The organism is uncultured Clostridium sp., assembly GCF_947072515.1.
Lineage (GTDB): Bacteria > Bacillota > Clostridia > Clostridiales > Clostridiaceae > Clostridium.
Genome location: NZ_CAMTIG010000008.1, coordinates 22,552 through 35,702, shown reverse-complemented (window position 1 = coordinate 35,702; position 13,151 = coordinate 22,552). Strand labels below are relative to the sequence as shown.

General features: G+C 28.9%; 11 protein-coding genes. 2 read left to right on the top strand and 9 right to left on the bottom strand.

Annotated elements, in window-relative coordinates; translation table 11 throughout:
• Nucleotides 1-162 precede the first annotated feature (162 nt).
• The gene (locus tag Q0W06_RS04700) at nt 163-1,773 is read right to left on the bottom strand and encodes an MFS transporter (RefSeq protein WP_297632047.1); all 1,611 of its coding nucleotides are present in this window, start codon (nt 1,771-1,773) and stop codon (nt 163-165) included.
• Between the two features lie 165 nt (nt 1,774-1,938).
• Here Q0W06_RS04700 and Q0W06_RS04695 point away from each other — a divergent pair, with 165 nt between their 5' ends.
• The gene (locus tag Q0W06_RS04695) at nt 1,939-2,502 is read left to right on the top strand and encodes a TetR/AcrR family transcriptional regulator (RefSeq protein WP_297632044.1); all 564 of its coding nucleotides are present in this window, start codon (nt 1,939-1,941) and stop codon (nt 2,500-2,502) included.
• 87 nt (nt 2,503-2,589) lie between these two features.
• On the opposite strand, the gene Q0W06_RS04690 is transcribed toward Q0W06_RS04695, so the two are convergent.
• The 7 genes from Q0W06_RS04690 to Q0W06_RS04660 form a co-directional block, all read right to left on the bottom strand.
• A complete protein-coding gene (locus tag Q0W06_RS04690; protein ID WP_297632041.1) occupies nt 2,590-3,528 on the bottom strand; it encodes a BadF/BadG/BcrA/BcrD ATPase family protein in 939 nt (312 codons plus the stop codon).
• 16 nt (nt 3,529-3,544) lie between these two features.
• On the bottom strand, nt 3,545-4,627 hold the full coding sequence (gene ugpC / locus Q0W06_RS04685; RefSeq protein ID WP_297632038.1) for a sn-glycerol-3-phosphate ABC transporter ATP-binding protein UgpC: 1,083 nt from the start codon (nt 4,625-4,627) through the stop codon (nt 3,545-3,547).
• Between the two features lie 150 nt (nt 4,628-4,777).
• Nucleotides 4,778-6,127, bottom strand: a complete 1,350-nt coding sequence (locus Q0W06_RS04680; RefSeq protein ID WP_297632035.1) for a carbohydrate ABC transporter substrate-binding protein — start codon at nt 6,125-6,127, stop codon at nt 4,778-4,780.
• 112 nt (nt 6,128-6,239) lie between these two features.
• Nucleotides 6,240-6,398 carry a hypothetical protein gene (locus Q0W06_RS04675; RefSeq protein ID WP_297632032.1) on the bottom strand — a complete coding sequence of 53 codons (159 nt, stop codon included), beginning with the start codon at nt 6,396-6,398 and terminating at the stop codon, nt 6,240-6,242.
• Between the two features lie 14 nt (nt 6,399-6,412).
• A complete protein-coding gene (gene gnpA / locus Q0W06_RS04670; protein WP_297632029.1) occupies nt 6,413-8,572 on the bottom strand; it encodes a 1,3-beta-galactosyl-N-acetylhexosamine phosphorylase in 2,160 nt (719 codons plus the stop codon).
• A gap of 26 nt (nt 8,573-8,598) precedes the next feature.
• Nucleotides 8,599-9,492 carry a carbohydrate ABC transporter permease gene (locus Q0W06_RS04665; RefSeq protein ID WP_297632027.1) on the bottom strand — a complete coding sequence of 298 codons (894 nt, stop codon included), beginning with the start codon at nt 9,490-9,492 and terminating at the stop codon, nt 8,599-8,601.
• Nucleotides 9,493-9,507: 15 nt separating this feature from the next.
• Nucleotides 9,508-10,386 (bottom strand): sugar ABC transporter permease, encoded by an 879-nt coding sequence (locus Q0W06_RS04660; protein ID WP_297632254.1) that lies wholly within the window; start codon nt 10,384-10,386, stop codon nt 9,508-9,510.
• A gap of 200 nt (nt 10,387-10,586) precedes the next feature.
• On the opposite strand from Q0W06_RS04660, the gene Q0W06_RS04655 reads away from it, so the two are divergent.
• Entirely contained in the window at nt 10,587-11,456 is an 870-nt protein-coding gene (locus tag Q0W06_RS04655; protein ID WP_297632024.1) for an AraC family transcriptional regulator, read from the top strand.
• 44 nt (nt 11,457-11,500) lie between these two features.
• On the opposite strand, the gene Q0W06_RS04650 is transcribed toward Q0W06_RS04655, so the two are convergent.
• Nucleotides 11,501-13,141: an ABC transporter permease subunit gene (locus Q0W06_RS04650; protein WP_297632021.1), complete on the bottom strand. Its 1,641-nt coding sequence runs from the start codon at nt 13,139-13,141 to the stop codon at nt 11,501-11,503.
• Between the last annotated feature and the right edge of the window lie 10 nt (nt 13,142-13,151).

The following is a 13,151-nucleotide window of genomic DNA, read 5'->3' as shown; positions in this document are numbered from 1 at the left end:
AAGCTGTACCTATAAGTACAGTTTTTTTGCGTATAAAATACTACCTTTACTTATTTATTTGGTTAATGTGATGAATTTTTAAGCAAAAAGAGGTTTCATTTTGAAACCTCTTTTTGTTTTAATTTTTATCAAACATAAAAAATTTTAACATACTTATTCTCTCTATTTTAAATTAGATTTTGCTACCTTTTTCTTCTTTTCTACTATTGCAAACATTATAAAACTTAAAGAAGCTACAAATACAAATGGATAAGTATATTTATATAAATCTAAAAACGAATTTTTTAATTCGTTCTTTGCAAATATTTTAACATCGTTAGACATACTTTGTACTTGCTGTATATTTGCATCTACTTTTTCTTTGCTACTTGTAGAAACTTGTGGAGTTGATGCTTGTTGTATATTGTTACCTTGGAACTTCTCTTCCATCCCATTAATTATAGTAGTTTTTTCTTTATTCGGTATTGAAAGTCCCATCACTTGTCCCTTTGCATAAAATATAATTTTTTGTTTTGAATTGTTTATATTTATTGTTAGTACAGATAAAAATATAGAAACCACTAAAATTATCCCAAACTGTCTTAAAACGTTAGCTACACTTTGAGATGCAGTTAACAACTCTCCTCTAAAGTCTGAAGCTATTGCTATATTAGATGCAGCCATCAATAATCCTGCTCCAAAACCTAAAAGTATATCTATAAATATTAGTTCATTATAATTTTGAGATACATTTAATCTTGATAAAAAATAATATCCTATTCCAATAGATATAAATCCAATAAATATAAAGTATTTAGGACTTATTTTTTTTATATATAATGAACCAATTGGAATTGTAAATGCTATTACTAAAGAGATTGGAGTTATTAATAAAGCTGCCGTAAACTCTGATGTATTCTGTAATTTAGTTAAATAAGTTGGAATTACTACTGTTACTCCTACTAAAAAGAAATTTACTAAAATAAATACTATTGCTGCTCCATTAAACTCTAGATTTTTAAATAAATTAAGATTAATCATGGGCATAGATACTTTTTTCTCACAAATTATAAATACTACAAATGCTATTCCTGCTATTACAAATAAACTAACAGTCTCATCAGAAGTCCATCCCCAATCATTTCCTTTTATTATTCCAAGTGTTAAAGAAAATAAAAACACCATACTTAAAAAGGCTCCAATTATATCCAACTTAGCTACTATTCTTTCTTCCTTCTTTAAATTTAATACGAAGAAAGAACAAATTATCATAACTATTAAGAATGGAACATTTACAAAGAAACTCCATCTCCACCCTAAATATTGAGATATAGAACCTCCAAGTACTGGTCCTACTGCTGCTCCTAATCCTTGAACTCCTCCAAGTACTCCTATAACCTTATGCCTTTTTTCTACATCTATTAGTGAAATAGCTATAGTCATACTAAGTGGAATAATAATCGCTGCTCCAAATCCTTGGATTCCTCTTGAGACAATCAAAAAATTACAATTAGTTGCACTTCCACTTAAACAAGAGCCTATAGTAAAAATAACTAATCCTAAAATAAAGATTTTATTTTTACCTTTAATCTCTGCTATTCTACTAAGTAATATTGTAAATACAGCAAAAATTATAGTATATAGATTTAAAGCCCATGATAACTTAGACAATTGAACATTCATATACGTTTCTATCTTAGGTAAAGATACAACCATAATTGTCGTATCTATCATACATAAAAAACTACCTACACACATTATAATAATTACTAATTTTTGCTTTATACTCTCCATATTTCACCTCATAATAAAAACTATTAGGCTAATCATGATTAACACCTTTTCACAAAAGTGACAGTTAACTTAATTATTAGTATAATTATCCATATAAAGACAGTCAATGAAATGGCTATAAGTGCTACATCTAATTTAAATGTGTGACACATTCGGAGGAGAATTATGAATAAATCAAAAGAAAAAATAGTTCAACAATCCAAAAGATGGTTATGTGAGGCTTTAATGAATTTGATGTCAGAAGGAAAGTCTTATACTACTATAACAGTAAAAGAAATTTCTGAAAAAGCATTATTATCTAGAAGAACTTTCTACAGACATTTTAAAAATAAAAATGAATTGCTTAAAGAATATACACTACTTCTTTTTAATGATTATTTTGAAATTGTGCTTAAAAATAATCCAACTTCCTTTAAAGATGTTATAACTATTTATTTTTCTTTTTGGAATAAAAATATTGAAATTTTAAAATGTCTAAAGGAAAATGGATTGTTTTTTACTTTTGTAGAACAGCATAATAATTTGATAGAAAATATAACTGTGAATATCTTGAAATTTAAATCTAATTGGCATAACTATGATGACTATATTGATGCACAATATATGACCCTTTACTCCATCGGTGGTCTTTGGATTATCCTCTCAAAATGGATTGATGATCCTTATCGAAAACCCCCAACAGAAATGTCAGATATACTCATAAAAGCTTTTAAAAATTTTTTAAATTAATTATAAAAATTCTTTATAAAAAAATAGTAGTTATTCTAAACTACTATTTTCAAATTTTCCTATATGAGAAATAATTTTATTATATTTTTAGCTTACAATACAGCTTTTCCCACTTAATTTATACGCCATTAAAGCAGAACCTTCTGCTGGTGAAATACTCGGCTTTTTAATAATACATTTTATCCCCTCCACAATTAAATATTTCTCCAAAGGTTTTAAAATTGAATCTCCTATATTAAATACTCCTCCGCTATACGAAAGCACAAAATTATCTTTTAAATCTAATTCTTCTTTCAATGCTTTTACTTGAAGATATAATTCATAAGCAGCCTCTTCAAATATTTTCTCACAAGCTACGCAGCCTTCTTTTGCTGCTTTGCTTCCTATAATACTAAACTTAGCTAATTCAGTTCTAGATAAATTGTATTTATTAAAAACTAAATCAACAATTCCAAAATAACTATTAATTTCTTTTTCTTCTTCTAAAATCTTAGTTAAAATGGTTTCTTTATGTCTTCTATCTTTCTGTTTTGTATATTCATTTATAACTTTAATTCCTATCCAATGAGCACTTCCATCATCTCCAATAACAGGTCCCCATCCACCAACTCTAGCTTGTTTTCCTTCATCATTCATTCCAAAGACCATACTTCCTGTTCCTGCAATAATATTTATTCCTTCTTCGCATCTCGTTCCTGCTGCCCATCCTGAAACACAGTCATTATCAATTTTATATTTATATCCTTTTAATGCTACTTCTACAGCATTTTCAATAAGCTTTTTATCTTCGATACTTTCCCCATATCCTGGTATCCCCAAAAATATAAACCCAATATCTTCTTCTCTTACATTTCCTTTATTACAAACCTCATTTACCCCTACAGAAACTTCTTCTTTTAATTTCTCAATTCCTATTTGATGTAAGTGAGTTGTTCCTCTCTCTGTCTCTGCTACCACTTCTAACTTCTCATCCACTAGTACGAATTTTGTTTTTGTTCCTCCACCATCTACCCCTATATAATACATTTTCAATCCCCTCTTATTAAAATATTGTGTTTTCTGTTTCTTTATTAAATGCATGAATTTTATTTATATCAAAGTCAAATTTAATCTTTCCATCAACACATAAATAGTTTGTATTTGTCTCTTTAATTATTATTTTTTGATTATCAACAGATGCATGAATATAAATTTCTGCTCCTAAGTTTTCTGAAATCTCTAAATCTGCTTTAAATGCTCCATGTTCTGAACACTTTATATTTTCTGGTCTTATTCCTAACAGTATTTCTTTTCCTATTACTTCTTTTAACTTAGTTTCCTTTTCTCCATTAAACTCAATTTCAGTTTCCATTAGTTTTACTTTTACTTTGCCCATCTCCTCAACAACATTACCTTTTAGAAAATTCATTTGAGGACTTCCTATAAATCCAGCTACAAATATATTGCTTGGATTATTATATATTTCCTTTGGTGTATCTACTTGTTGAACTACACCATCTTTCATTACAACTATTCTACTTCCTAATGTCATCGCTTCAGTTTGATCATGTGTTACATATATAAATGTTGTTTGTAATTGCTTTGAAAGCTTTGATATTTCCGTTCTCATTTGAACTCTTAATTTTGCATCAAGATTTGATAAAGGTTCATCCATTAAAAATACCTTTGGATGTCTAACTATTGCTCTTCCCATAGCAACTCTCTGCCTTTGTCCACCTGATAAAGCTTTTGGTTTTCTTTCTAATAATTTCTCTAAATCTAAAATCCTTGCAGCTTCCCTTACCTTTTTATCTATCTCTTCTTTACTTATCTTTCTTAATTTTAGTCCAAAAGCCATATTGTCATATACGCTCATATGTGGATATAATGCATAGTTTTGAAATACCATTGCTATATCTCTATCCTTTGGTGCTACATCATTTACTTTTCTATCTCCAATATAAAGTTCACCATCTGATATTTCCTCAAGTCCTGCAACCATTCTTAATGTTGTAGATTTCCCACATCCCGATGGACCTACAAAAACAATAAACTCTTTATCCTCTATTTCTAAATCAAAGTCTTTAACCGCTTCAAATCCATTGTCATACACCTTTTTAATTCCCTTTAATGATAAGTTTGCCATACCTTCCTCTCTCCTTAACCCCTATATTTATAAATTTAACCCCTTCTCTCAAATGAAAAGTTATCAATAGACAGCTTTTTATCTCCTCTTAACTATTCATTTAATTTAAAATAAGAGACTGTATAAACACAGCCTCTTATTTAATTTTAATTATTTTATTATTGCATCTCTTAGCTTGTCGCTTGCTTCAGTTAATGCTTTTTGCCAATCTTCTACTGTTTTATTTCCAGTCATAATTGAATCAATTGTTCCCATGTAAACGTCAGTAAAGTTTACACCTTCAACTGGTTTAGTTGCTACAAAAGTACCCATAACCGGTTCTGCACCTTTATCAAAGATACCTAAAAGTTCAACTTGTAAATCACTTAATCCACCTTTAGCAAGTTCTATAGAACCTTTAACAGGAACAACAGCTTTTGCATTTTCACCAATAATTTTTACAGCTTCATCACTATACATATAAGCCATAAACTCTTCAGCTAAATCTTTATTTCCAGCTTCTTTAGGAATATACATTTGCTCTAAGAAGTTGTAAGAATAAGAAGTTCCACCTTTTTCAAATGCAGGATATGCTGTGAATCCCCATTCAAATCCTTTCGCTCTTGGTGCATCTTTCATTTCATCTGGTAACCAACTTCCATTTGGTATAAATAATGCTTTGTTATCTAAAACTAATTGTTGATTATTTTTAAATCCTTGTGGATTTGCATTTGCTACTACTGTTGGCTCTAAGTAGTTTTTCATTTTCCCAACTATCTCTAAAGCTTTTTTAGCTTCTGGCGATTTCCAGAAATCTTTCTCATATGCCATAGCTTTATTAAATCCTTCAATTCCACCTGATCCAGCTAATAATGAAGCCATAACTCCATCAAAATATCCTGAAGTTGGGTAAGCAAATAATGAAATTCCATCTTTCTTTGCTTTATCTCCTAACGCAAACATTTCATCCCAAGTTTGTGGAACTTTATATCCCTTTTCTTCAAATAATGCTTTATTAAAGAATAATCCTGTTGGACTATAGAAAAGTGGTGCTAAATAAGTTTTTCCATCAGGATATGGATTTGTTGCTGATGTATCTAAAAATCCTGGTAAAATTTTATCTTTAACTTTTACACTTTCTCCTGGTACTGTTTTATCTAATACTCCTGATAAGTCTGTTAATGCTTCTTCCTTTATAAATGTTTCTGTTAATGCATCTTTTCTATTTGTTGCTAAATATACTAAATCTGGTACATTTCCAGCTTGAATTTGCGGTCTTATAACTTCTTCTAAATTCTCCTCAACAGTTAATTCTACTGTTACACCTTCATGTTTCTCTTCAAAATTCTTTTTAAGTTCTTCCCAATATTCTTTACCATATCCACCTTTAAATGCTGCAATTTTTAATGTTTTAGCTTCTCCTGCTCCTGTATCTTTCGATCCTGCATCTCCGCCACATGCAACTAGTGAAAATCCCATTATCATGGCACCTAATAACCCTACTATTCTTCTCTTTCTCATAAATTCCCCTCCAAAATAATTATTAGTTAAAGTATTATTTCCCTTACTTTTATATTAAATCTTTGTAAACGGTTTTTATATAGATAACTTGTCTATTTATATAACTATCTTGCTATGTGTATTGTTTGTTATAAATATATAACTCTCCCAAGATTATTGCTATTCCTAAAAACATCATGCCTAATCCTGTATATCCTATAATTGTTGCTCCCTTTATTACTAATATTATTGCTATTACGAAAAGTATTAATTTCACTACATTTTTCAACATATTTATCACCTCAATTAAATTTCTTTCCACTTAATTTCAGCTGGTTTCATTACTATCAATTCTCTATTTCCATTTCCATCGTACACATAAGTTTCTTGCGATTCATTTGAATTATTTATTATTGCATATTTATTTTCTTCTAAATAAGCTGATATTTCACAGTTTAAATTATCGCAATACCATTTCTTCATTTCCTTTTCTTTATGACTTGAATAATAAAGACTTCTATGAAGAATCCTTGTATTTTCTATAGAATACGGAAGTCCCGCCATATAAACAGCTCTTCCTTTTCCATATTCATTTGAACTAAGCATTAAGTCCCCACTTCTATTACAGATAATTTCAGTTGATTTTTTAGTTGCATAAACATTTTTCATCCCTTCTCCAAAATCAATATCTTTCTTTATATCTTCTGTTATAAAATGTTCTTTAACTTCATCCTTAAAATATTTATCTGTACTTAACGAGAATCCTAATTCTTTATCTACTCCTAATGCATCTGATAATTGGAAGAAGTGCCCTCCATATAATTCTGCTGTTGGTTCACCAATCCCAACAAAACCTCCACCATTATAAATCCATTTTCTAATTGTAGAGATAAGTTTTTCATCTTTCCAATTCGCTCCACCACTAAAGGCGGTTCCTGCATCTCCAATATTTAAAATTACATCTATATCTTGTGCTATTCCATTCTCTTTAACATCATCAAAACTAATAAAGTTTACGTCTACACTCATTCCACTTAAAGCTTCTACAACTCCTGCATAAGTATAAATTTGCTTATACCATAAAGCATGTGCAACCATATGAGTCTGCCAACTTCTAAGTTTTCCCCATGAATTTAAAATTGCAACTTTTAAACCACAATAAGGTTTTGTATTATTTATATTGTCATATATTGTTCTAAATTCATCACAAACTTGACCTACATATTGAATAAAATTCGGGAACTTATATGCAAGAGAAAGATATCCTCCATATCCTATTCTATCTACAGGCTTTCTCATAATCGCTCTTCTTGCTGTTACCCAATTTTCTCTAGCTTCAACAGTTGGATCATTTCCTTCATAAAAAGTATCTGGGAAAAAGTATGGAAGGAATCTTCCTTCTGTATATTTAACTCCTGGTATCTCTGAAATCATTCTAAGAGTTGTTCCGTTCCCTACAGAACCTACTACAGAATCTAATCCTATACTTTCAAAATATTTTCCATAAGGTTCTGTTCCAATCCAGTTATCTCCAAGAAACATCATTGCTTCTCTTCCATCTTCATGAACTATATTCACTAGTTTTTTTACATTTTCAGCTACAAACTTTTGTTGAAAATCTATAAATTCTAAATACGATTTACTCGGAACTCTAAATGTACTATTATAATATCCCTTATCTATGATATCTTCTGGTCTTAATCTATACCCCTTCTCCTTTTCAAAAGTATCTAATGCTTCTGCACTAACACTTGAACTATATCCAAACCAATCTACAAATTTCTCTTTAGCTACATCATTAAATACTAGAGTAAAATGATAGAAGAAAGTTGTAAATCTAATTACATTTGTATCTGGATGCTCATCAAGCCAATTATGCATAGCTTCTAAAACATATTCATTTGTCTTTTTTCCTCTTACATCAAAAGGAATATCATGAGGTTTATCTCCCCAATTATTCGTTATATGATTATACATTTGTGTTGGGTCCCAAATACAGTATGCTAAAAAAGAAACTGTATATTCATGCCATGGTATTGTATTGTTTATTGTAACTCTTTTTGTATTATTATTATATTCCCACTCATCATTTTTTATAACCTGTTCTGTAGTTCTATCTATAACCTCCCAAAACTTCTTTATATCGTGTGTTGTATCTGGTGTTACTTGTTCACTAAAATATCCATCCATTATCTCTATTTCAAGGCTTTCTTCTGTAGCTAAAATGTGTTTTGTCATAAGATATGTCTGCTGAAGTTCTTCTCTATTTTTCTTTGCCCACTCATTATCTCCTCTTGCCACAAAATAAGTTGAGTATATTTTTTCTGCTATTCCTTTAATTTCTTTTGGTAATTTAAATCCATCACAATCTCTTATTGCATCTGCTCCCCATGCTTCAACAATCTCCATAGTTTCCTTTATAAAATTATCATCAGTAGGTATGGTAACTCTCCCTTTATTTTTCATAACTTCTCTCCTCAATTAAATTCTTTTTATTCCTTTATTCCTCCAACACTCATTCCCTCTGTAAGTTTCTTTTGAACTAACATATAAAGTATTATTGTAGGAACCATTACTATAACAAGCCCTGCATACATTGCTCCATAATCTGTTGCTGTTTTTTGAACTTGCATTAAATTTACTAGCCCTAATGGTAATGTTTTTGAACCATTTGGAAGTAAGGTTAATGCAATTATATATTCATTCCAAAATGCTAAAAAGTTAAATAATATAACCGTAATTATACTAGGCTTAGCCATTGGTATTATTACATGTATTAAAGTTTTCAAATAAGAAGCTCCATCCATATAAGCTGCTTCTTCATATGCTTTTGAAATTGATTTTAAATAGGTAGTTAAAAGATATATAGTAAATGGTAGTGCCGTAGATGCATATATAATACTTACAACAATCCTACTATCTAGAAACACTGAAATATTTGCTGCTATTGAAAATATTTCTCTTACCACTTTTTCTCCATCTAACACTAAGAGAAATATTGGAACAACAATATAATTAACATTTATAAATAATCCTAATGAAAATAATCCATTTAAAAATTTATTTGATTTAAATTCAAATCTTGCAAGTACATAAGCTGCTGGTACTGCAACTATTAAAAGTATCACTAAAGAAAGTCCTGTTATTATTAGTGAGTTTAAAAAATATTCTCCCATATGAGCTTCTGTAAATGCTTTTACAAAATTCTCAAAATATAATCCTTCTGGAAGTGCCCATGGATTACCATAAAACTCTGATTTATGCTTAAATGCTGACATTATAGCCCATCCAATAGGAATTAATATACTAAGTGCAAAAATAGTTAAACAAAAATATATAAAAAACTTATATAATTTTTCTGCTGACATTGCTTTTATTTTCTTCATACCCCTCTACTCCTTTTAGAATTCTATAACATCACGTTTAGTAGCTTTATTTATTATGAATGATAATATAAATGAGAAAACAAATATTGTAACTCCAATTGCCATTCCATATCCATAAGATGAATTAGTATAAGCTTGTCCATACATATAACTTAAAAGAACTTCCGATGATCCATCAGGTCCTCCGCCTGTCATTACCTTTACAAACAAGAAACTTAAATTCATGGTACTTATAATGAAGAAGGTTAATGTTGTTCTTACAACATTCCAAACAAGTGGTAATGTTATTTGGAAGAATTGCTTTATTTTCGAAGCTCCTTCAAGATCAGCCGCTTCATAAAGACTTTCTGGAATACTACACATACTTGCCATATACATAACCATGTAATATCCAATAGCTTGCCATATCATTGCAATTGCTATACACCAAATAACAACTTTCTGATCTCCAAGCCACATCCTTTTTAAAGAGTCCAGCCCAATAAGTCCTAACGTTTCATTTATTATTCCTCTTTGTGGATCTAATATCGCTGCAAATATAGCTGAAATTACAACTACTGATAAAATGTTTGGTAAATAAAATACTATTCTAAAGAAATTTTTAAACTTAATATCTTCTCTTGATAATATTGCTGCTGATAAAATAGCTAATACCATAGTTACAACTGTAACTACAACTAATAACAATAATGTATTCTGAAAAGACTTTAAGAATCTTTCATCTTTTATCAATATCTTGAAATTATCTAATCCAACAAATTGCTTATTATTAGATAACCCTCCCCATTTAAACAGAGACATCCAAAAAACATTAATAGTTGGAATAACCATAAATAATACAAACAATATAACCGCTGGTAACACTGATGCACAAACAAAAAACTTTTTTGACATAATCTTGTCCTTCACAAATTTCACCCCTTCAAAATAATTCCCCTTTTGTAATTATTATACATTTGTGTAATCTTTTACACAATACGAATGTTGCTTCTTTTTATAACTATGTTGTTGCCCAAAACAATATAATTATATCCCTTTTAATGGTATAATTAGATAAATTAAACAATATTTTGTTAGTTAAGAGGTGATATTTTATGGGAAGCAAGCGATATTCAATGAAAGAAAATTCTATTATCAATATGAATTACGAACTACTTTATATAAGCAAATCTAAATGCGACAGTGACTGGCATAGTACTGCACACTTTCATCCTTTCACAGAAATATTTTATATAACTGAGGGTAAAGGTAGCTTTCAACTAGATGATGAATGGGTAAACGTCTCTACTGGAGATTTAATAATTATAAATCCTAATTGTCTTCATACAGAAAAATCAACTATTTCTAATAACCCTTTAGAATATGTTGTTCTTGGTATAGATAATATTTCTTTAAACGATTTAGATTCTAAACCACGTAATATTGATTCGCAAAATACTAGTAGACTGTTTAAAGTCCTTAATTATAAGAATGATGAATGTGTTGATAGATTCTTGAATTCTTTAATTAAAGAACTTGATGAGAAGGAAGCTCATTATGAAATTTCCTGTAAAAGTTTACTTACACTTTTTATTGTCTATATTTTAAGAAGTGCTAAAAATGATTTAAAGATTACAAAGGATTCTAAACTACTAAATTTAGAATGTATGAAAATAAAAAATTATTTAGATTCTAATTATACGCAAAATATAACTTTAGATTTTTTAGCTGAACTTTCTTACTTAAATAAATTTCATCTTGTCCATACTTTCACTAAACAAATTGGAACATCTCCAATTAACTATCTGATAAACAAAAGAATTGAAGAGTCTAAAAGCCTTTTAACAACAACTAACTTTTCTATACGTGATATTTCAAGTATAGTAGGCTTTTCAAACTCTTCTTACTTTAGCCATATGTTTAAAAAAATAACTGGTTCTTCCCCAAAAGAGTATAAAACCAAAGCCCTTTCTAAAGCAAAATAAGGAGTTACTTTCGTAACTCCTTATTTTTATATCTTGTAACTTTTTTAATTAGTTATATCCCTTTTACAAAATACTACTAATGAAATAGCTATTAATATTACACTTATAATCAATAATTCAATTGCTCCTAAATTGCTTTTAAACAGCACCTGAGCGTCTATTCCGTTTATTGCAGGAACTGCTGGTAAGTTTATATATGGTATAGGTGAGCTTATTACCCAAAAACATTTTTTTGTTAGTAACACTAATGTTGCTGGGAAAGATCCTATAAATAAAATTATACTTATCGCAACTGCTGCTGCCGAACTTCTTGCAACTGTTGATAAACAGAATGATACACATATAGTAAATATTATTGTTATGCTATTAAAGAATAAGTGCCCACATAAACTAATTAAGTAACTCTCTTCAACTACATTTCCATTTACCACTTTAAGTACCGGTTCTAACATATCTTTAAATCCAAATATCACTCCACTACTTATCATTGATATAATCATTGATATAATCAAAATTATATAACTTATTATAAGCAATGCTAATAATTTTGAAATTAATATTTTCCATCTTTTGATTGGTCTTATTAACAATAATCTTATAGTTCCTTTTGAGAATTCATTTGATACGGTTCCCCCAGCTATAACAGCTCCAAAAACTGCAATGATTATTACAAATATAGCCACCCCTGCATCTATTGAATATCTTGTTCCTGTTGCAGAATTTATTGGTGGAACATTATGATTTAAACTGTACCAATTTATCTTTACAGTATTCTCTGCCTTTTCCTTGTTATGATTAAATACTTTTTCATAGTTCTCATAACTTATTCCATCATTTACTGTACTTAAGTATTCTCCCTTTGTCATAATCTTTTCATTTACGATTCTAGTATTACTTTGTATTTCAAGTAAGGCGATACTTTTCCAGTTATTAAATGTATAAGGAATCTTGTTATCATATCTATATTGCTCTACTTTTACATCATTTTTTAAATTTATAATTTGTGCATTTATTCCTTTTATTTGATTTTGAATTAAAACAACATTACCATCTTTTTTCTCTTCCTTATTTAAAGCATCTAAGGTTTTATTTAAATCAGTTATCTCTTTATTTTTACTCTTAATATCATCTTTTAAATATCCTAGATAATCGTCATTTTGTATTCTTGTTTTAATTTCATTATTGCTTTTATTTATTTCACTTATCTTTCCATCGATTTCGCCTTTATTTGTTCCTAAGACAGTTTGTATATCTTTTTCATTTACTCCCTTTGGAATCTCCCCAAGAATTATAGCTTCATTTACACCTTGTTGTATTAATTTTAATGAATCCATTTCTATAAGTCCTGTTAAATACTTATTTCCTTCTTCTTCTTTCCATCCCGTTGGATTTGCCTTAACTTCTAACAATAAATTTTGAACTTCTAACTGAGATTTTAAAAATGATTTTTGAATTTTCCCTAAATCTGTTTTATCATTTACTGCTTTTAATTGGTCTTGTAATTGTCCAATATTAAATCCATAAGAAATTTCATATACAGCATTAATATTTCTAGTCATTTTTCTAACTAATATGGGATAACCAATTCCAACTAAAAATATTATTACTGTTATTATTATTAAGCTTTTCTTTTTATATTTTTTCAAAATTTCGTTTAATGTTAAACTATATACTTGCTTTATCATACTGTCCTCC